The 22182-nt window shown below is 65.0% G+C and carries 10 protein-coding genes and 1 tRNA gene; all 11 read right to left on the reverse strand.

Annotation, left to right across the window (positions count from 1 at the left end):
* Window positions 1-5: 5 nt before the first annotated feature.
* The 11 genes from ACQR0Z_RS01700 to ACQR0Z_RS01750 all read right to left on the reverse strand — a co-directional run bounded on the left by ACQR0Z_RS01700 (window position 6) and on the right by ACQR0Z_RS01750 (window position 22175).
* Window positions 6-8558, reverse strand: a complete 8553-nt coding sequence (locus ACQR0Z_RS01700; protein WP_434917477.1) for an autotransporter-associated beta strand repeat-containing protein — start codon at window positions 8556-8558, stop codon at window positions 6-8.
* Window positions 8559-10184, reverse strand: coding sequence for a ShlB/FhaC/HecB family hemolysin secretion/activation protein (locus tag ACQR0Z_RS01705; RefSeq protein WP_434917478.1), 1626 nt, complete (start codon window positions 10182-10184; stop codon window positions 8559-8561).
* A gap of 1192 nt (window positions 10185-11376) precedes the next feature.
* The gene (locus ACQR0Z_RS01710; protein ID WP_434917479.1) at window positions 11377-12693 is read right to left on the reverse strand and encodes a hypothetical protein; all 1317 of its coding nucleotides are present in this window, start codon (window positions 12691-12693) and stop codon (window positions 11377-11379) included.
* 67 nt (window positions 12694-12760) lie between these two features.
* Entirely contained in the window at window positions 12761-14266 is a 1506-nt protein-coding gene (gene mauJ / locus ACQR0Z_RS01715; protein ID WP_434917480.1) for a methylamine utilization protein MauJ, read from the reverse strand.
* Window positions 14267-14599: 333 nt separating this feature from the next.
* Window positions 14600-14676: transfer RNA gene (locus tag ACQR0Z_RS01720), tRNA-Arg, on the reverse strand.
* A gap of 83 nt (window positions 14677-14759) precedes the next feature.
* On the reverse strand, window positions 14760-15164 hold the full coding sequence (locus ACQR0Z_RS01725) for a YccF domain-containing protein (protein WP_434858170.1): 405 nt from the start codon (window positions 15162-15164) through the stop codon (window positions 14760-14762).
* Between the two features lie 148 nt (window positions 15165-15312).
* Window positions 15313-18453, reverse strand: coding sequence for a bifunctional diguanylate cyclase/phosphodiesterase (locus tag ACQR0Z_RS01730; RefSeq protein WP_434917481.1), 3141 nt, complete (start codon window positions 18451-18453; stop codon window positions 15313-15315).
* 158 nt (window positions 18454-18611) lie between these two features.
* Window positions 18612-19688, reverse strand: a complete 1077-nt coding sequence (locus ACQR0Z_RS01735) for a branched-chain amino acid ABC transporter permease (RefSeq protein ID WP_434917482.1) — start codon at window positions 19686-19688, stop codon at window positions 18612-18614.
* On the reverse strand, window positions 19685-20695 hold the full coding sequence (locus ACQR0Z_RS01740; RefSeq protein WP_434917483.1) for a branched-chain amino acid ABC transporter permease: 1011 nt from the start codon (window positions 20693-20695) through the stop codon (window positions 19685-19687). Before ACQR0Z_RS01740 ends, ACQR0Z_RS01735 begins: the two co-directional genes overlap by 4 nt.
* Window positions 20692-21414, reverse strand: coding sequence for an ABC transporter ATP-binding protein (locus ACQR0Z_RS01745; RefSeq protein WP_434917484.1), 723 nt, complete (start codon window positions 21412-21414; stop codon window positions 20692-20694). The genes ACQR0Z_RS01740 and ACQR0Z_RS01745 overlap by 4 nt, the downstream gene beginning before the upstream one ends.
* A complete protein-coding gene (locus ACQR0Z_RS01750) occupies window positions 21411-22175 on the reverse strand; it encodes an ABC transporter ATP-binding protein (RefSeq protein ID WP_434917485.1) in 765 nt (254 codons plus the stop codon). The genes ACQR0Z_RS01745 and ACQR0Z_RS01750 overlap by 4 nt, the downstream gene beginning before the upstream one ends.
* Window positions 22176-22182 lie beyond the last annotated feature (7 nt).

The raw sequence follows: 22182 nt of genomic DNA on the forward strand, positions 1-22182 counted from the left end.
CGTTGCTAGCGGTTCGACCGACGCTGCGATCCGTTCAGGAGGGGCGGCGTGTTCCGCTCCGTGTGATGAAGCGCCGGGCCGACGCAGCCAGCTGACTCGCTGTTCGCGCAAGGAAGGTAGTCGATCTGCGCGACGATGCTGGGCCAGTAATTTGCGGCGGGATCGGTCGGCGGTGTTAGCTTCGGCGGTGCCGGAGGTGGTGCAACAACGGTCCAGACGCCGCTATTCGTCGCAACGAGAGTATAGTTCGGATTGGTCAGCGATCCCGTGACGTTCAGGACGTATTGGCCGGCAGCCGATGTCGCCGTGATCCCGAAGGAGTTGCCAAGACCGCTCAGCGCGGCGACTGTGTCGCCATTCTGCAGGCCGGCGGCGGACAGGCCTGGATTGGCCGGCGACACGCCGTAGCGCGATGAGCCGCCGAGCGCGGTCACCGTGAGCGGGGCCGGCGTGATCGCGAAATTGGCGCCGGTGTAGCCGATGCTGTAGTTCGATCCCGCCGACAGGCTGCCCTGACCGATCGCGTAGCTGCCGACATTCTGGCCGGCGGCGCGGCTCAGCGTCCCCGACAGCACCGCCGCGGTGTCGCCGTTGACGAAGCCGCTGACGCCATAAATGAGGGTCGGATCGACCGCGCCGTAGACCTTGCCCTGGCCTGACGTCGCCGTCACCGTGAGCGGCGCGGGCGTGATCGCGAAGTTGGCGCCGGTATAGAGGATGCTGTAGTTCGATCCCGCCGCCAGGCTGCCCTGGCCGATCGCGTAGCTGCCGACGTTCTCGCCGGCGGCGCGATTAAGTGTCCCCGACAGCACCGCCGCGGTGTCGCCGTTGACGAAGCCGCTGACGCCATAAATGAGGGTCGGATCGACCGCGCCGTAGACCTTGCCCTGGCCTGACGTCGCCGTCACCGTGAGCGGCGCGGGCGTGATCGCGAAGTTGGCGCCGGTATAGAGGATGCTGTAGTTCGATCCCGCCGCCAGGCTGCCCTGACCGATCGCGTAGCTGCCGACATTCTGGCCGGCGGCGCGGCTCAGCGTCCCCGACAGCACCGCCGAGGTATCGCCGTTGACGAGGCCGCTGACGCCATAAATGAGGGTCGGATCGACCGCGCCGTAGACCTTGCCCTGGCCTGATGTTGCCGTCACCGTGAGCGGCGCTGGCGTGATCGCGAAGTTGGCGCCGGCATAGCCGATGCTGTAGTTCGATCCCGCCGACAGGCTGCCCTGACCGATCGCGTAGCTGCCGACGTTTTCGCCGGCGGCGCGGCTCAGCGTCCCCGACAGCACCGCCGAGGTGTCGCCGTTGACGAAGCCACTGACGCCATAAATGAGGGTCGGATCGACCGTGCCGTAGACCTTGCCTTGGCCTGATGTCGCCGTGACGGTCAGCGTCGCCGGCGTCACAGTGAGACTGCCGGCACTGTTGTAGTTCAAGGCATAGCCCGATGTCGCCGCGAGCGATCCCGCGGCGACGCTGATGCCATAGGGGCCGCCCGATACGCCGGCGCCTGCCGCCGAGCCCGACGATGTCACGGCGGGATTGCCGCTATAGGACGAAGCCGCGTTGTCGCCGAGAAAGACGTTGGCGACGGCGGACTGGTAGCCCGAGACGGTGTAGGCCGACGCGACAATTGCGGTGGCGTCGACGCCGTAGGTCTTGGTCGTGCTGCTCGAGGCGAAGGTCAGCGTCGGCTGATAGGCGAAGAGATAGCGGTTACCCGCGGCGCCGACGCTGCCGGGAGGCTGGCTGCCATAGGTCGCGTTCCAGATCGCGGTGTTGTTGCTGTTGAGGCTGCCGAACGTATCGCTGCCGGGAGCGCTGGAATAGATCAGCCAACGCCCCGACGACGCCGTCACGGCGCCGCTGCCGGAATTGTTGATGAACTGATTTGCGGCCGCGAGCACGGGGCTTGCCGAACTCACGGTGGCGCCGCTCCCGAGCGTAAGATTGCCGCTGGACACCAGCGAGATCGCAGTGCCGGAAGCCGACGAGGTCAGTGCGGCGTTGCTGGCGACGCTGAGGTTGGCGCCACCCGTCGTCGTCACGGTGACCTGGCCTGTGGAGGCGATCGAGCCCAGCGCAAGCGCCACCGCATCCGTGAAGCCGAAGGCCCCGATCGATCCGGACGTCGTGATCGTGTTGACGGCATTGTTGCCCGACAGGTTGATCGTGCCGGCGCCGGAATGGGACAGTGTCGCCGCCGTGATCGTGCCGGTCCCCGAGAGGGTCGCACCCGACCCGACGCTGGTCGTCGCGGTTGCCGAGCCGACATTCCAGGAGCCGCTCAGATTGAGCGTGCCCGCGCTCACCGTCGTGGTGCCCGTGTAGGTGTTGGCGCCGGCCAGTGTCAGCGTCGAACTCGTGCTGCTGTTCTTGGTGACGCCTCCTGCACCGGAAATCGCGCCCGACAGGGTCTGCGCCGCGCTGGAGGAATATTGCAGCTTCGCGCCTGAACCGATCGAGATGCTGCCGCCGTAGGTGCCCGAGCCGAGCGAGCCGGCCGAGCCGATCTGCAACTGGCCGGCGGCGATCGCGGTCGCGCCGCTGTAGGTGTTGGTCCCGGACAGCGTCAGGGTGCCGGTCCCGTTCTGTGTCAGCGACACCGTCCCGCTGCCGTTCTGGATCACGCCGGAGAACGTCGTTGACGCGTTGTTGCCGCCGTTCGTGAGCGTGACGGCCGACGCCGTGCTGTTGGTGACCGTGCCGGCGCCTGCGAGCGAGCCGATCGTGCTGGAATAGCCGGCGAGATCGAGAAGGGACGAGGCGCCGACGGTCACGGCGGAATTGCTGCCGAAGGCCGAGCCGGAGCCGGCCTGCAGCGTGCCGGCCGTCACCTGCGTCGTCCCGGTGTAGGAATTCGTCCCGGACAGCGTCAGCGTCGACGCGGCACTGGTGTCCTTGATGATCGAGCCCGTCCCGGACATGTTGCCCGACAGCGTCTGTGCGGCGCTGGAGGAATATTGCAGGCTCGCGCCGCTCCCGATCGAGATCGCGCCGGCATAGGCGCCCGAGCCGAGCGAGCCGGAGCCGCCCACCTGCAAGGTGCCGGCCGAGATCGCGGTCGCTCCGCTGTATGTGTTGGTCCCGGACAGCGTGAGCGTGCCCGATCCAAGCTTGTTCAGGGTGCCGGAGCCGGCCAGGGCCGTGGCATAGCTGACGTTCTGGCCGTTGGTGTCGATGATCCAGTTCTGTCCTGCGTTGAAGCGACCGGAATAGTCGACCTGGTTGGCTGCGCTGTATTGCAGCGTGCCGCCGGTGAAGCTGACCACGCCGGATGGTCCGAGCGCCGTGCTGCTGCCGGCATTGACGATGCCGGCGACGAGATTGGTGCCCCCGGTGTAGCTGTTGCCGCCCGACAGGGTGAGCGTCGAGATTGCGCTGGTATCCTTGGTCACGGTGCCGCCGCCGCTGATCGCCCCCGACAGGGTCTGGGCAGCGCTGGAGGAATATCGAAACAGCGCGCCGCTCGCGAGCGCGAGGCTGCCTGCATAGGCGCCGGAGCCCAGCGATCCCGAGCCGCCGATCTGCAGCGTCCCGGCGTTGACCGTGGTTGCTCCGCTATAGGTATTGGTGCCGGTCAGGATGAGCGTCGTCGACGCGCTGGTATCCTTGGTCAGGGTGCCGGAGCCTGACACCACGCCGGAGAGCGTCTGTGCCGAGCTGGAGGAGTACTCGAAATTGGCGCCGCTCGCGATCGCGATGCCGCCGGCATAGGTTCCCGACCCGAGCGAGCCGGCGGAGCCGATCTGCAGCGTGCCGGCCGAGATGATCGTGTTGCCGGTGTAGCTGCTGGTTCCGGTCAGGGTCAACGTGTTGGCGCCCAGCTTCACCAGTCCGAGCGCGTTGCTGCCCGCATTGGTGTTGGCAATGGCATTGGCGTAGCTGACGCTGCCGCTCGCCGTGTCCAGGCCGAGGAACGCGCCGTTCTTGAAGCCACCTGACGCCGTGCCGAGACTGCTGATGCTCTGGACGTCGGACGACGTGAACTGGCCGGCGCCGCCATAGGCGAGCGCGAGCGTCGCGCCGGCGCCGACGATGATGTTGGACGCGGTCCAGTTCGACGGCGTGTTGTTGTAGAGCGAGACCTCGTTGCCGAATTCCAGCGTGCCCGCCGTGACCGTCGTGGTGCCGCTGTAGGTGTTGGTGCCGGTCAGCGTCAGGGTCGAGGAGTTGGTGTCCTTCAGAACGCTGCCGGAGCCGGAGATGGAGCCGGATAGCGTCTGCGCCGCGCTCGACGAATATTGGAAGGTCGTACCGGACGACGTGGCGATGCTGCCGGTGTAGGCGCCGGCGCCGAGCGAGCCGGAGCCGCCGATCTGCAGCGTGCCGGCCGAGACCGTGGTCGTGCCGCCATAGGTGTTGGTGCCGGACAGCGTCAGGGTCGAGGACGAGCTGGTGTCCTTGGTGACGGCGCCCGCGCCGGAAACGACGCCCGAAAGGGTCTGCGCCGCGCTCGAGGAGTAGTCGAACAGGCTGCCGGACGCGATCGAGATGTTGCCCGCGTAGGACCCCGCACCGAGTGAGCCGCTGCTGCTCACCTGCAGCTTGCCGTCCGAGATCGTCGTGTTGCCGCTGTAGGTGTTGGTGCCTGTGAGGACCAGGGTCGACGACGATGTGTCCTTGGTCAGGTTGCCACCGCCGGAGATCACGCCGGACAGGGTCTGCGCCGTGCTCGACGAGTATTGCAGGGCGGCTCCCGAGCCGATCGCGACGTTTCCGGCATAGCTGCCCGAGCCCAGCGAACCGGACGAACCGATCTGCAACGTTCCTCCGCTCACCGTCGTGTTGCCGGTATAGGTGTTGGTTCCGGTCAGCGTCAGCGTGTTGGTGCCGAGCTTCACCAGCCCGAGTGCGTTGTTGCCCCCATTGGTGTTGGCGATCGCATTGGAATAGCTGGCGCTGCCGCTCGAAGTATTGAGCCCGAGGAACGCGCCGTTCGCGAAGCCGCCGCTGCCGGTGCCGAGAGCGCTGAGGCTGTGCACGTCGGACGAGGTGAACTGACCGCTGCCGGCATAGGCCAGCCCCAGCGTGGCGCCTGAGCCCACGATGATCTTGCTGGCGGTCCAGTCGGCCTGATTGTTGTTGTAGAGCGAGACCTCGTTGCCGAACTCCAGCGTGCCCGCCGTGACCGTCGTGGTACCGCTGTAGGTATTGGTCCCGGTCAGATTCAGGGTCGACGAGTTGGTATCCTTCAGGACCCTGCCGGAGCCGGAGATGGAGCCGGACAGCGTCTGCGCCGCGCTCGACGAATATTGCAGGGTCGTACCGGACGACGTGGCGATGCTGCCGGCGTAGCTGCCGTTGCCGAGCGATCCGCTGCCGCCGATCTGCAGCGTGCCGGCATTGAGTGTCGTTGCGCCGCCATAGGTGTTGGTGCCGGTCAGCGTCAGCGTCGCGTTCGAGGTGTCCTTGGTCAGCGCCCCGGCGCCGGAGATCACGCCCGAGAGGGTCTGCGCGGCGCTCGATGAATATTGCAGCACCGTCCCGCTCGCGAGAGCTAGACTGCCGGAATAGCTGCCCGCACCCAGCGATCCGCCGCCACCGATCTGCAGCGTGCCGGCATTCAGCGTCGTTGCGCCGCTGTAGGTATTGGTGCCGGTCAGCGTCAGCGTCGAATTCGCGGTGTCCTTGGTCAGCGCCCCGGCGCCGGAGATCACGCCCGAGAGGGTTTGCGCAGTGCTCGAGGAGTATTCGAACGTCGTACCCAATGCCGTCGAGATGCTGCCGGCATACGTTCCGGAGCCGAGCGAACCGGCGGATCCAATCTGCAGCGTTCCGCCGTTTATGGTCGTTGCGCCGCCATAGGTGTTGGAGCCCGAGAGCGTCAGCGTGTTGCCGCCCAGCTTGACCACGCCCAGCGTGTTGTTGCCGGAATTGGTATTGGCGATCGCATTGCCGTAGGTGGCGTTGCCGCTCGTCGTGTCGAGCCCGAGGAACGCGCCGCTCTTGAAGCCGCCGCTGGAGGTGCCGAGGCCACTGATGGTCTGCACGTCCGACGACGTGAACTGCCCGCTGCCACCATAGGCCAATGCCAGCGTCGCGCCGGAGCCGACGATGATGTTCGTCGCCGTCCAGCTCGAAGGTGTGTTGTTGTAGAGTGACAGCTCGGTGTCGAACGCCAGCGTGCCGGCCGTCACGGTGGTCGTGCCGGAATAGGTGTTGGTGCCGGTCAGCGTCAGTGTCGAGGCGGCGCTGCTGTCCTTGGTCAGCGCGCCCGCGCCCGAGATCGTCCCCGACAGGGTCTGCGCGGCGCTGGAGGAATATTGCAGCAGCGCGCCGCTCGCGAGTGCGAGGCTGCCGGCGTAGTTTCCCGACCCGAGCGAGCCGGAGCCGCCGATCTGCAGCGTGCCGGCATTGACGGTGGTCGTGCCGGAGTAGGTGTTGGTGCCGGACAGCGTCAGTGTCGAGGTGGTGCTGCTGTCCTTGGTCAGCGCGCCGGCGCCTGAGATCGTCCCCGACAGGGTCTGTGCGGCGCTGGAGGAATATTGCAGCAGGGCTCCGCTCGCGAGTGCGAGGCTGCCGGCATAGTTTCCCGACCCGAGCGAGCCGGAGCCGCCGATCTGCAGCGTACCGGCATTGACGGTGGTCGCGCCGGAATAGGTGTTGGTGCCGGACAGCGTCAGTGTCGAGGCGGTGCTGCTGTCCTTGGTCAGCGCGCCCGCGCCTGAGATCGTCCCCGACAGCGTTTGTGCGGCGCTGGAGGAATATTGCAGCAGGGCGCCGCTCGCGAGTGCGAGGCTGCCGGTATAGTTTCCCGAGCCGAGCGCGCCGGAGCCGCCGATCTGCAGCGTGCCGCTGTTGACGGTGGTGGCGCCGGAATAGGTATTGGTCCCCGACAGGGTGACGCTTCCCGGACCGTTGAATGTCAGGCCTCCTCCGCCCGAGATCGCGCCGGACAATGTGCCCGAGCCCCCGGCGGCGACGTTGAGAACCAGAGAGCCGGCATGGTTGATGCCGCCGCTCCCGGAAATCCCACTGGTGCCATTCGCAGTGAGCGTGAGGCCGCTCGACGCGCCCGAAGCGGTGACGCCCGCATTGAGGATGATGCCGTTGGCCGCGTTCAGCGTCAGGGTCGTGTTGGCGCTCCAGCTCAGCGGATTGGAGACGGTGATGTTGCCCGCTTCCGATCCGCCCGCGCCGGTCGATACCGTGACGTTTGCCGTCGCCAGCGCGGTCTGCAGCGTCGAGGTGTTGATGTTGGCGCCGCTCGCGGTGGCGACCCAGCCGGACGTGCCGGTATCCGCGCCGGTGGAAATGGTGACGTTGTAGGGATCGAGCAGCAGCGTCCCGGCACGGCCATGCGCCGACAGCAGGTTCGTGGTGCCGTCGTAGATGAGACCGCCGCCGGAGACCTCGGCATTACCGCCATTGCCCGTGGTGCCCAAGGCCCGCGCCGAGATGGTGCCGAGAAATTGGGTGAGATCCGTCGACCAGAGCGTGATGCGACCGGCATCCCCGGCGCGGCCTGCATCGGCCCTGATCGTCGATGCCGCATCGACGAAGACAGTCTTTGCTGTGGTCAGGCCGGGAAGCGCCGCTCCGCCCGCGCCGCCGCCGATGGTGACCGAGCCCCCGCCGTTTGCGCCGGACACGTCGATCCCGGCCCCGCGCAGATTGATCTTCGCGGCGCCGATCGTCACGTTGCCGCCGTGGCCGCGCCGGCCGCCTGACGCTGCAAGCTTGCCGCTGACCGTCACCGCGCCGCCTGCGCCGTCGATGAAGATGTTGCCGGGCCGCCCCCTGACGGTCGTCGCGCGGATTCGTCCGGAGACGTTGACGACGTTGTGGAAGGCCTGCTGCGCGGTTGCGGCGCGGATCTCGACCGTCCCGCCCGCCGCGCGGATCTTGCCGGACACGTCGATCAACGCCTTGCCGTCTGCGGTGGCAGCGCTGGTAGGAGCGACGACCTGCAGGAAGCCGTCGCCGGTCGGGTTCAGCGTGATCTTCTCGCCAGCGCCGAGGCCGACCGAGCCGAGCGGAACATTGATCGTACCGCTGTTCGACACCTTGCCGCCGAGCAGGCCGACGAAGGATCCCGGCGCGCCCGCGATCGTGCCGGCATTGCTGACTGCGGCCGACGCTCCCTTGCCGCTGAAGCTCAGCGCGCCCGACATGAAATCGCTGTCGCGGATGTCCAGCGTCGATGCGACGAAGCCGCCGCCGACCTCGACCGATCCGGTCGGCGTGATCGCGATGCCGTTCGGATTGACCAGGAAGACCTGCCCGTTGGCGGTGACCCGCCCGGCGATGGAGGACGGAGCTTGTCCGGTGACGCGGTTGAGGATGGAGGCATGCGCGTCGGGCTGCACGAAGTTCACGTTGGCGCCGCTTCCGACCGAGAAGCTGTCCCAATTGACGACCGCCCTGTCGGAGGATTGCCGGATGGTCATGGAATTCATCGTGGGCGTGGTGATGCTGACCTGGCCGGAGGCCGCCGATCCGCCGCGTGGCAGCACGGCCTGCGCCTGCACGCGTCCGGACAGCGCCAGCACGGACGTGCAGCCGAGCAGGGCGATTCGCACGCTCGCCAGGATGCGGCTTGGATCCTTGGTACGCATTCAGAACACCGACGCGGCAACAATGTTGGTGCGCCATCCCGCCTTCACGCCGGCGAGGTCGGTGAAGCCTCGGGCCAGCTCCAGCGTCAGACTGCCGGTCGGCCCTCCCGCCCTGGACTCCAGGCCCGTGCGGACCCCGAGACCGAAGGACTCGGCGGTGAAGCTCGGTTGCTCCACGGCGGTCGCCTGCGCCAGCCAGCCGTGGCCGACGGCCCCGAACAGATAGGGAGAGACCCCCGCATTGATGCCGCCCCACGTCACGCGGAACGGCCGCGTCAATTCGCTGCGCAGGACGATGCCCTGGTCGGCGGTGAAGGTGCCGGACGCAAAGGCCGACATCTGATCGCTGCCGTCGAGCGAGATCTGCTCCGGACGCATCTGAGGCGTGCCGCCCGTGAACTGTCCCGAGGCCATCACATCGAAACGGAGCCCGAGTGCCAGGGGCTGGACGAAGCGCGCGCTTGCCGAGACCTTGGTGAAGTCAGGGCCGGCGCCCTGTCGTGACAAGGGAATGCCGGACGCCGCAGCATCGCGGGACGAGCGGCCACCGAGCCCCTTCGACGCCGACGCGGTCAGCTGCCAGTTCGCGCCCCACGGCAGAACGCCGGCATAGTCGGTGCCGCCTCGCAGCACGGCGTAGTGATCGTGATTGAGTCGCGTCGCGAAGTCTGGCGCCGACAGTTGCTGATCGATCATTTCGAACGCCGCGTTGATGTAGAGCGAGGCGTTACGCGTCAGGTCGATCGGCTCGCGGACGCGGACCACATAGCGCTCGAAGCTGCCGAGCGAGGCCGGGAGACCCGATGCGGCCGCCGTGCGCGTGATGGAGCGGGTGTATTCGGGATTGAGCGTGAAACCATCGGTGCCGATCGGCACGACGAGGCCGCCGCCATAGATCGAGAGGGGGGATCTCCCGTCGACGCCGAGATCGATATTGGCCGCTGCCCCGGCGGTCGCATAGATCTGTTCGCCGGCTCCGAACACGCTGTTGAGGCTGAACGTCGCGCGCGATTGCCAGGTCCCGAGCGTATGCGACAGTCGATCATCGAAGCCGAGCGAGCCCGAGATCGGCTGATAGGTGCCTTCGAGCACGAGACGAACGCCGCCATCGCTTTGGCCGCGGTCGAGCGTGCTCGTCAGCCTGAGGCCGGGCACGTCGCCGGCGACGAGCAGCGCGCGCTCCAGTGCGTCGAGCCTGAGGCGGCGCCGCCCGATGAGGACCGCGCTGCGCTCGCTCACCACGCGGCGCACGCGAGCATCGACGCCTTCAACGTCGACGCTCTCGATGAAGCCGTCGACGACCACGAAGCGAAGCCGGCCGTGATTGACCAGGTGTTGCGGCGGAACGATCACGCGCGCCAATGGGAAGCCGCTCGCGACATAGCTGCGTTCCAGTGCGGCAGCCGTTGCATAGATCTCGGCGAGGCTGACAGGCCGGCCGATGATGCGCTCAGCGATGGCCGTGGTGACCGGTGCGAGTTCGGCGAACTCGTCGTCGACGACGAAGCTGTCGATGATCACGGTCAGGTTGGCGCTGCCGGCGGGCGCCGTGATCGCAGACGGTCCTGGTACGATCAGAGACGGGGACCTCGGCGCGGCGTCCGGCCGGAGAGTCTCGGGGGTCACCTGGCTTGGCTGAGGGATCTGTGCGACCGCGGGCTGCGTGAACAGCGCCGCGAGGCCGATCCCCGCGCCAAGACAGACAATGTCTGCCAGAGCAGCAAGGACTCCCAAGCGCCTCGTCACCATCACGCCACCCGCAATCACGACTGCAAAACCGAATTGATCGACCGGAAACGTGAAAGATCATGGTTAACGATCAGGGATACGCGCCCTCCGTCGAATTACGGAGAACTGCGGAGAATCGCGGGATTGCGGCTTCCGGCGGTTCGGTCGATGGCCGGCGCCGGACGAGCGGCCGCAGCACGCTGGCACAAACGAACTCGTCCCGGCGCAACGCTCGAGCGGCTCTTGCGCAATGGAACCAAAACTCTGTCGAGATGGATCGACAACGGCGCTCGGGCGCTGTCCTGGGTGCAAGCGCTTCTCGGCAAACGGCGCTTCAAGGTTGCCGGTGTCGCGCAAGCCAATCAGACAGCGCGGTTCATCCGGAGCTTCCGAACACGGGCGGAATTGATCGTCGTGCCCGTTACCAACGTCGCGTGTCGTGGACAGCAGTGACCGAAAAACGATCCGACCGGCGGAGGTCGTCGCAGGGCAAGGTGCAACAAACAGGCGGTGACGTGGCTGTGACGGACTGGGCTTCGTGGCTGATCAGAAGCTGCGAGCGCCTGGCTAAAAAACCAGTCAATCTAACTGGTTAGCGCTGGCGCACCCGACACGATTCGAACGTGTGACCTTTGCCTTCGGAACATTTTTAGTTGTTCTGCGCGAGAAAACGCCAGGACATCTATTGCTAAGATATCACACTCTAATCATTATCGAAACTGGAATGAGCCTCCGCCGGCCGTATCCTGCGACACGCTCCGGCTTTCCTCCAAGTGCTTACGTGGTGCTTACGCGGGAGACGAGCTTCGGGGGAGAGAAAATCCATGCCTACGCTCAGCAAACGCGTTGTCGAAGGCGCCGAACCTAAAAGCACGGACTACGTGATCTGGGATGACGGCGCGGTCCACCGCTTTTCCCTCCTAGGGTTGCCTTGACGACAGAGGTGGCAAGCCTCAGTTTTTCTGCGCGAGGGATGGAAGCCGTACGGCCAGCCGACGCGTAAAACGTGGCTCAGTTTACGAGAGACCGATAGGCAGGGCCGGCGCGCCGTATAACATCGTGTCGAACCTACCCGCTGCTCCTTGACTCACTATTCTGTAACTGTCTGATTGATCCTCAGCGCTCGTGCCGCGGGGTCGTCACTGAAATGCAGGACGAGATGATCGTCATCCTCGTCGACGTTGCGTGGCGACATTTCAACCCTGGACAGTGTAAAGCCTTGGTTCAGCCAGCTCTCAAACAAGTTCGGATCGCCCTTTTGTTGGCCGATGAAGTGGCGGAACTGGTCAACAGAGATGCGACCCGCCAGGAAATCGAGAAAGGCGCGGGCCGGTACTTTCGCCTTGAAATCCTTCATCGTCACCTCAATCGACATGCCCAAATACCAACCTCTGCGTTTTGGCGAGAAAGCGCCCTGTCGAAACAGGGACCGTGCCTGGTAGCCTTCGAACCGTGGACGCGGAAGTGCTCTAACGATCCGATTGAGGCCCTCCGGCGGGATGTCGAATCCGGCCCGCCCGAAGAATGTTGCAGACCACTTTATCTCTCGATTGAGTGTCAAAGACTGCTGAGGGCGCTGCGGCGCGAACACCACAATCGCGTCGACCCGATCCTTGTGCGCCTGCATAAACCGGGAAAGAATCTCACTTCCGGAAACACGTCGACGGGTGTGATCGATCTCACCAAAGTGGCCCAGGCGGTTCAATAGTGCGGAGCCAACGTCGGTCAGAAAGATAAATCTGAGCGTATCGCCATGTCCGCCCTTCAATTGCGCGGCCTTTCGCTTCAGCACCTTATAGAGAGGGTTATCGTCTATCGAGTGGGTTTCCGGAGGCATACTCGACCAGACATTATGATAGCGGATCTGCCTATGCGCAGAGCGTTCGATCTCAACGTCGAGGCCGGGTTCGACAATATGCAGCCTGGTGCTACTGGCAGGGCCGCTTGCGATCCAATCCTCGATCAGTTTCGCTGCATTCTCGGAAAGCGCATAGTCCAGAGGCGCCAGCCGCCGACGAAAGTAGCGCCCATTTTCGTAGCCGTGTTCTTCTCCGAACCGGTAGTAGAGAAATGTGCTGATGCCCTTGCAAAAGCGATCCGCGAACTGACCGATGGCAATCGCAACATTGTCCATCGCCTCTTCGCCTGAAATGGCATTATCGCTTGTTGCGGCAATTTCGATGGCGCAGGGCTTTCCGGGCACGAGTTGTTCAGTGTAGGCGTCGGGACGGTTGCCGCCTCCCCACCATTCGGGCTCGATTTCGAGTTCTCCCATTTGGCCGATTGCCCAAAGAAGACCCAATTCCATTTCCGCCGGCAATGCCTGTTCGACGCGCTTGTCTTCGAGACGATTGAGCAAGTCGCGGGTCTTAGCGTCACCCAACACGGGATATAGCTCATCCAGCATCAATTGGAGGCGTCGTCGGGTAAATAGCGGCATCGCAATAGACCAACTACTGTAATCCTATCGAATATTACTGCGGCCTCGCCGGACCTTCGCGAGCATCGCCAATATCGGCTTTCGGCATCTCCGGCAAAGGATCGCCGCGATCGTGTGCAAGTTCATCCGAGTAGGAGATTTTGGACAACTTGTATTCCGTTTGAATGAAGTGTCGGGCGAGGGCGAAGGTGACCTCGGCGGCCGAGTAGAGACGCCGCAGCTCGGGCGACGCGTCGGCATCGGACGGAAAGGACTCAGAGGCGTGTGCCGTCGCTACCCGGCAATTGTCGAAGATATACTTCTCAACGTCCTTGCCGTTTCGGTCGGCGTCAAACCGCGAAAGTATCTCTGGCCGGAGTGACGCAGAAACCTCCGCGAAGACGTTCTTGATCCAGAGCTTGGTCGAATTCTGCTCGCCTGCCTTTGTCCTTGATCGTCTTTCGAAAACCTTGAAGAAACTTAACACCTCGAAGGTGACCAAGCCCGCGTGACGAGCATTTAGTCCCTCTCTGTAATACGCCAGCCGCTGAAGCAATTCCGGGTCGTCGGGGATGGATCTGGAGAACACCCAATTTGGCGTGGTTGAGAACGCTCCGTCAGAGCGCTGGACGGGCACCGGTATTGGATTGCCAGACCAGCCGTCCTCCAACACCGCGTAGCTATCATCGCACCAACTTAGCAAGCTCAGGAAACGATTGAGAAGTGTGCGGGCGTCCTCGGCGGAAATGCGCTCGTTGACCAGGTCGATGCTGATCGAATGCGAGAACTCCTTCGTCTTCGGGAAGAGTACGAAATGACGGCCGGCAAATTGCACACGGGTCGGCTCCTTCGGCCAAACCGCCTGCGTATCGACACCCAAATTCAGAAAACGCGAATTGTGGCGTGCGCCAAGGCTCTTGTGAAAGGCGTCTCGCTCTTCTTCCGTTTGATATTCTCGCCAGTCCGTCTTCAGCGGCAGATCGAGCTGCCGCGAAAGTGAGACGGCCCGGCGAAGCTGGGTGAAGAAGTCGCGCCCCAGAACGAGTTGCCGAGCGGACGGACCATCCATCCTATCATGATCATAGGTGGTTTCTGCGCCTTTGCTGAGCAGAGAGGTCGCCATCTTGGAGACGTATGAGACCGTCTTTCGCAGTTCACCCTCTTGGAACAGCGCCTTCGCATGATAGCCGTCATCGTTCCGGATCCGAGCAATCGAGAACGAAAAGCTGAGAATCGACCTGCACGCCTCATCTTCTGCGATTACGGACGCTATGGAGTCCAACAAGGTCGCCGTGCCTCTGAACGAGGAGGCCGGTCCGCCGACCGCGCACAGGTTGCCAAGGACAAGCGATACGTGTCCAGCCCATCCGGGCAATATTGGTACGAAGCCCAGCACCACGCTGGCGATCTGTTCGTCCGAAAGGCGAACACCTGCAAATTTTCGTCCGCGTGGCAGCAGACCATAGCCCCGCAATGACTCGAACCGCTTGAGGGTGTCGTCGAATGCTCCCGGCTCCGCGAGCGCGCGGTGCAATATCTCGGACAAAGGACGCGCATACATCGGGGTCAGCCTTGCGTGTTGCCTAGCGTGTTCAACAGCTCGGGATCTTCAAATTCCACGAGTCTCTCCGCGATCATCAGTGTGAATACTGATTGAACTTTGCTCCCCTCAATCACGTCATATAAAAATCTAGAGTTCTGATTTCGTTGGTGCGAGAGCGGTGCCCCAGCTCCGATCGGAGTCCAAGCCCCGCGCCGAAACACATCTCCGGCGCTGTTGGGGCCGGCTGCGTTCATCAGTTTGTTCTAGCGGGTGGCTTTAGCCTGCGGCGACGATGCTGGCCTGAAAAGCTCGGGCACAATGTTCGCAGTTTTGTTCTGATTGGTCCCGAAATGGCGCACCCGACACGATTCGAACGTGTGACCTTTGCCTTCGGAGGGCAACGCTCTATCCAGCTGAGCTACGGGTGCGTGCGGGACGGTTTAGCCGATTGGCCGGGGGTCGGCAACGGGCTTGAACGGTCTTCCGGTGATGGCCGGCCGGAAATTGCGACTCAGGCCGGGACGATGGTCTTGCCGATCGGCCACAGCGCGAGGCCGGCGAGCTTCAGATGCGCCCAGGCGAACGGCAGGCCGATGATGGTGACCGCCAGGGCGATCGCGGTGAGCAGGTGGCCCAAGGCGAGCCACCAGCCGGCCAGGACGAACCAGATGATGTTCCCGAGCAGGCCGAGCAGCCCGGTGCCGACATCCTCGATCCCCGTCAGTTCGTCGCGCCGGACCGCGCGCGAGCCGAACGGCAACAGCGTATAGGCGGCGATGTTGAAGGCGGCGCGCGCCCAGGGCAGGCCGACGATGGTGATGGCCATGACGACCGCGGCGACCAGCCAGCCAAACGCCATATAGGCGCCGCCGAGCACGATCCAGAGCACGTTGAGCAGCAGGGAAACGGGTTGCATGGGCCACCTGACGAGGTTCCGATGCGACCTATATAGGGTGTTGCCGGCGCCGGCCAACGGTGCTGGCAGCGGGAGCCGCGTGAGGCGGTTTGGCGCAGAACGCTTCTTGCGCGCTCCGCGGGCCGGGCAGGTTGCGCGGAGGCGCCGGTCAGCCCGCGGCTTGCAGATCCTCCGCCGCATCTGCCGGCGCGAACAGCTTGCGGAGCTCGGCGGCGGGCTTGGGCGCGCTGAACAGGTAGCCCTGCATCTCGGTGCAGCCGAGCTGGCGCAGGGCCGTCTGCTGGGCACCGGTCTCGACGCCCTCGGCCGTCGTGGTCATGTTGCTGGCGCTGGCGATGCTGACGACCGCCTGAACGATCGCCGACGAGCTGCCCGCATTGATGTCGCTGACGAAGCAGCGGTCGATCTTGATCTTGTCGAACGGGAACCGCTTCAGATAGCTCAGCGAGGAATAGCCCGTGCCGAAATCGTCGAGCGCGATGCGCACGCCCATGTCGTGCAGCTGATGCAGGATGCCGAGCGCGGCGTCGTCGTCGCTGATCAGCACAGCCTCGGTGATCTCGATCTCCAACCGCTGCGGAGCGAGGCCGGCGGCCGAGAGCGCGCCGGCGATCCGCAACGCCAGTGTCGGCGATTTCAGCTGAACGGGCGACACGTTCACGGCGAGCCGGATGTCCTCGGGCCAATGCGCGGCCTCGGCGCAGGCGGTGCGCAGCACCCAGTCGCCGATCTCGTTGATGAGCCCGGTATCCTCGGCCAGCGGGATGAAATCGAGCGGCGGCACCATGCCGCGCTCCGGATGGCGCCAGCGCAACAGCGCCTCGCAGCCCGTCATGACGTTCTCGCTGAAGCCCAGCAGCGGCTGGTAGTGCAGCTCGAACTGGTCCTGCGTGATCGCCTCGCGCAGGTCCTGCTGCAGCTGCAGGCGGGCGCGGGCGCTTTCGTCCATCGCCGGCTCGAAGAAGCGGAAGGTGTGGCGGCCGCCGGCCTTGGCGGCGTACATCGCGAGATCCGCGTTCTTCGTCAACTGGTCCCGTTCAATGCCGTCCTGCGGCGCCAGCGCGATGCCGATGCTGGCATCAGTCGACAATTGATGGCCGAGGCAGCGATAGGGCTTGCGGATCGCCTCCAGGATCGCGCTGACGGTGATGACGACCTCGTCGCGGTCCGCGGCGGCCGTGAGCAGCACGGCGAACTCGTCGCCGCCGAGGCGGGCGACCATGTCTTCCGGCGCGAGGCAGCCCTCGATGCGCCGCGCGATGGTCTTCAGCAGCTCATCGCCGACGTGGTGGCCGAGCGAATCATTGATGCCCTTGAACTCGTCGACATCGATGTAGAGCAGGGCGAAGAAAGTGCCGTGCCGGGCGCGTTCGAGCTCCTGACCGATCCGCTCCTGGAACAGCACGCGGTTGGGCAGCTCCGTCAGCGCATCGAAATGCGCGAGATGGGCGATCTTCTCGTCCGCCAGGCGCTGCTCGGTGATGTCCTCGATCACGTTGATCAGATAGCGCGGCCGATCCGCCTCGTCGGCGATGGCGATGCGGCGGGACGTGATATAGCGCAGTCCGAGCGCCGGGGTCTGCCAGGGGTGCTCGGCGAGTAACAGGCCGTCCGCATGCTCGAGGGCGCGATCGTCGTCGGCTGTGACCTTCTCGGCGGACGTCTTCGGCATCAGGTCGAACACCGTTCGGCCCACGATCTGTTCGCGCGGCAGTCCGAAGCCCTTCTCGGTCGATCGGTTGACCAGGAGGTAGCGGCGGTCGCGCACGTCCTTGACCAGGATGTGGGACGGAATGTGATCGATGATCTCGCGCAGGAACGCGTAGTTCCGGTCGCGCTCCTGCTCCAGCCTGCGATGCTTGCTGATGTCCTCGATCGTGGTCACCCAGCCGCCCGATGCCAGCGGCTTGTCGATGACGTTGAAGAAGCGGCCAGAGGCGCCTTCGACGACCATCTGACGTGTTGCGCCCGTGCCCGCCCTGTCGATGAGATCCGTGCAGAAATCGGTCACGTCTCCGTTGAATGAGCCCCGCGCCTTGCAGTGAGCGACGACCTCGCTGAGATGCAGACCGGGTTCGATCACCGCGGTGGACAGGCCGAGCAGGTCGATGAAGCGTTGATTGAACATCACGACGCAGGCATTGGCGTCGAACGAGATCAGGCCCTGCGTCATGTTGTCGAGCGCCGTCTCGACGCGCTGCTTCTCATTCTCGAGCTGCTGCGTCGCGGCGCGGTTCTGGCGGACGATCTGGCGGATCATCAGGCTGAACATGACGGCGATTGTCATGGCCGCGAGCGTCGCCGCGCCGACCAGCAGCACCATCTGCGACCGCCAGTCCGCCAGCGCGTCGTCGACGGTCTTGGTCACGGTCATCGTGAGCGGGAAGCGGCCGACCTTGGCGCCGGCCATGATCTTTTCGAGATTGTCGAAGGGGCTCTTGAGAACGTTGGTGTGCACGCGGCCGTCGGCGACCGCGCCATAGAGGTCGCCAGTCGCGACCTTCTGACCCATCGCGGATGCGATGTGCGGGTAGCGCGCCAGCACCGTGCCATCGGCGTGGAAGAGGGTGATCGCGGAGTTGTTTCCCAGCGCGATCGATTCCATGAACGTCTCGTAGGCGCGCGGGTCGACGCGGCGCGTCAGCAGGCCCAGGAATTCACCATTGGCGTTGCTCAGGCGGTACGCCACGATGGTGGCCCAGCCGCCGGTGACGCGGCTGATGACCGGCGTGATGGTGAAGCCGTCCCGTGGGGTGCCGGCTTGAAGATCCTTGAAGTAGGGGCGGTCGCTGATGTTGATCGGGGGCATCGGATCATGCGACGACCAGTTGACGAAGTTGCCGTCAGCGCCGATGAGCGTCAGATCGCCCATGTAGGACAGGCCGTTGACCTGCGACTGCAGCATCGCCTGGATATCGGGCTGCGACATCCGGGCCCGGAACGCCTCCGGCGAGCCGATCGATCCGAGCTGCATGCGACGGATGACATGCGACACCGCCGTCTCGGCGTCTTCGAATTGTTGCGCGAAATGCCGGCTCAGCAGCAGCACCGTATTCTCGAGCTCGCGCTCGCTGTTGCCGACGGCCTTCGATCGGAAGCCGTTCGCCATCACGATCGTCCCGATGACGATGGCCGCGATCAGGAGCGTGCCGCAGGCGACCAGCCATGGCAGCGGGCCGCGCCAGAGCGACGTGTCACCCCGTTCCGGCTCCGTCGCGCCGGCCCCTGACGTGTCTGCTGCGCCCTGCATGTATAGATCGACCTGGCAAAAATGGCTTACGACAAGCATGCTTGATAGCAAGGCACTGGTACCGGAGCGGTTAGGAAACGCGGTTATCCGGGGCTTAAGGCGAGCGTGAAAGGTCGCCGAAAACGGTAGCTTTGGCACGCGAATACCGTGTCGGTACTGCCGTGCCGCCGCGGTTGCGCGAATTGTTAAGATTAATCTCAGGCGCGGTGCTGCGCGCCCGGCTTGGAGCGCAGACGGCCGACCACGCCGGTCGGGAAGAAGTAGACGCTGGCAATGAACAGGAGGCCGAGCCACAGCAGCCAGCGGTCGGGATGCAGCAGGCCGGGCAGCAGCGGCAGTCCGGCGTCGGCGGCGGCGGTCGATGCGACGCCCATCAGCGCCTGAAGGTAATTCTGGGCGAGGATGAAGATCGCAGCGCCGATGATCGCGCCATAGATCGTGCCCATGCCGCCGATCACGACCATCAGGAGGATGTCGAGCATGATCGAGAACGACAGCGACGTATCCGGGCCGGCATAGCGCAGCCACAGCGCGTTCAGCATGCCCGCACAGGCCGCAATCATCGCGGCGATGCAGTTGGCGTAGGTCAGATGGAAGACGGTGCGAAAGCCGAGCGCCTCTGCTCGGAAGCGATTTTCCCGGATCGCCTGCAGCACGCGGCCGAACGGCGAATTGACCACGCGCAGCAGCGCGAGGATCATCAGCGCACAGGCCACCAGCACGAGGTAGTAGGTCAGGATGCGTCCGTTGATCGGGAAGCCGATCCATTCCTTGCCGATGAAGACGGTGCCTGGCCGCAGCAGCTCGGGCAGCTGAAAGCTGCGACCATCCTCGCCGCCCGTCAGCCACGACAATTGCGACGCCAGCACCAGGAAGGCCGAGGCGACCGCAAGCGTAATCATCGCAAAGAAGATGGCCTCGACCCGCAGCGAGAACAGGCCGATCGCGAGCGCCAGCAGCAGGGCGAGCGGCAGTCCCGCGGCCACCGCGACGGCGACCGATGTCCAGTTCGGGCCCAGCCCATAGAGCGCGATCGCGATCGCATAGGAGCCGATGCCATAGAACATCGTGTGCGCGAACGACACCGAGCCGGTATAGCCGAGCAGCAGATCGTAGGACGCCACCAGCGCCGCGAAGATGCAGATCTTGGCGGCCACGTTCAGCGCCTTGGCGCCGGGGAAGAGGAAGGGCGTCGCCAGCAGCGCCAGCACAATGACGATGAGCAGGATGGACAGTGCGCGGCTGCGCGGCGGATCGCCGGAGAGGATCATCATCGGCTGGTCACCGCATAGAGGCCGCGCGGCCGCCACATCAGCACGGCGACCATCAGCAGGATGTTGGAGACGAGGGCGAGCTTGGGCAACAGGAAGCCGCCGTAATTGGCGACCATTGCGACCAGGATCGCGCCGATGAAGCAGCCGGTGATCGAGCCGAGGCCGCCGATGATGACGACGATGAACACGAGCACCGTAAGCTCGTCGCCGATCGAGGCATGGACCTGCTCGCGATAGAGGCCCCACATCACGCCGCCGAAACCCGCCAGCGCCGAGCCGGTCATGAATACGCCGAGGAACAGGCGGCGGATGCGATAGCCGAGCGCCTCGACCATCTCGCGGTTCTCGACGCCGGCGCGGATCAGCAGGCCGATCTTGGTCCGGTTCAGCACCAGTTCGATGGCGACGAAAATCACGAGGCCGATGAGCAGCGCCAGCAGCCGGTATTTCGAGATCGCGACGTCACCCAGGATGAACGAGCCGCGTAGCGCCGTCGGCAGCGGCATCGGAATGATCTGCGGGCCGAACAGCGCGTACAGCGTCTGCTCGGCGACGATCAGGCCGCCGGTGGTCATCAGGATCTGCTTGAGGTGCTGGCCATAGACCGGCAGCACCAGCACGCGCTCGACGACCAGGCCCAGCGCGCCGGTCACGCCCATCGACAGCAGGACGGCCGGAACGAGCACGGCGAGGTTGGTCAGCAGCGAATCCGCCTGCGCCCAGCTCGCCAGCGGCAACAGCACCAGCGTCGCGGCATAGGCGCCGACCGCGATGAAGGCGCCGTGGCCGAAGTTCAGCACGTCCATCAGGCCGAACACCAGGGTCAGGCCGGAGGCCATGATGAAGATCATCATGCCCATCGCTAAGCTCGCGACCGTCAGGGTGATCCAGGAGCTCGTCGAGCCGATGAGAGGAATCATCATCAGCGCCAAGGCGACCGGCAGCAGCAGGGGCGCGATGTCGCGCTTCGGCTTCGGCAGCGCGTCGGTTGCGGCGATCTCGCTCATTGGTGCGCCTCCAGGCTCAGGCCGAGCAGGCGCTCCTGCAGCGGGACGTCGGCCGCCAGCGCGGCCATCTCGCCGCGATGGACGATGGTGCCGTTGTCCATCACCAGCACCTGGTCGCCGAGCTCGCGCGCGGCGTGGAAGTTCTGCTCGACCAGAAGGATGGTGGCGCCGCGGCGCTTGATCTCCTTGAGGCACTCGATCAGCGACATCACGATCGCCGGCGCCAGTCCCTTGGTCGGCTCGTCGATCAGGAGCAGCTTGCGCGGCTCGACGATCGCGCGCGCGATCGACAGCATCTGCTTCTGTCCGCCGGAGAGACTGCCGGCACGCGACAGCCAGAACTTCTTCAGGGCGGGGAAGAAGCCGAAGATCCAGGCGAGCTGGGCATCGTCGAGCGGACCGTTGCGTGCCGCCAGCACCAGGTTTTCCTTCACGGTCAGGTCGGAGAACACCGCCATGCTCTCCGGCACATAGCCGACGCCGCGCTGGGCGATGTCGGGCGTCGAAAGCTTCTCGATCGGCTCGCCTGCCAGCGAAATCGTGCCCGTCCTGGCCTGCCACAGGCCCATGATGGTGCGCAGTGTCGTGGTCTTGCCGGCGCCATTGCGCCCGAGCAGCATCGTGGTCTGGCCTTCCGGCACCTCGAAGTCGACGCCCTGCAGGATGTGATAGCGGCCGATATAGGTCTCGACATCAGCGAGCTTCAGCATGGCGCTCATGCCGCGCTCCGCGGGGCAACGCCGAGATAGGCTTCCTGCACGATCGGCGAGGCGATCACTTCGGCTGGCGGCCCGTCGGCGACGAGCTGGCCGTTATGCAGCACGATGATGCGGTCGGCGAGCGACCGCACCACGTCCATCTTGTGCTCGACCAGGAGGATAATCCGGCTCTTGTCCTGCTTGAGCCTGGCGATCAGGTCGAGCACGACCGGAACCTCGTCGATGCTCATGCCGGCGGTCGGCTCGTCGAACATGAAGACCTTCGGCTCCAGCGCCATCATCAACGCGACCTCGAGCTTGCGCTGATCGCCATGCGACAGGGTGGTCGCAGTGACGCCGCGGCGGCTGCCGAGCGCGACCTGGTCGAGGATCGCATCGGCGCGTGCGATCAGGTCGCGGCGCGCCATCCAGGGACGCAGCAGGTCGTAATGGGTCCCGCTCTGTGCCTGGACGGCGAGGCGGACGTTCTCTTCGACGCTGAGATTGGGGAACAGGTTGGTGAGCTGGAACGCGCGTCCCAATCCGGCGCGGGTGCGCAGCGGTGCCGACAGGCCGGTGATGTCACGGCCGTCGAACAGGATGGAGCCGGACGATGCACGCAGCTGGCCGGAGATCAGGTTGAAATAGGTGGTCTTGCCGGCGCCGTTGGGGCCGACGATGGCGGTGAGCTCGCCGGGGCGGAAACTGCAGCTGACGTTGTTGACCGCGACATGGCCGCCGAAGCGGATGGTCAGGTCGCGGGTTTCGAGAGTGAGGGGCATGGCGTCG

Origin of the sequence: Bradyrhizobium sp. HKCCYLS3077 (assembly GCF_051167555.1) — a bacterium.
Lineage (GTDB): Bacteria > Pseudomonadota > Alphaproteobacteria > Rhizobiales > Xanthobacteraceae > Bradyrhizobium.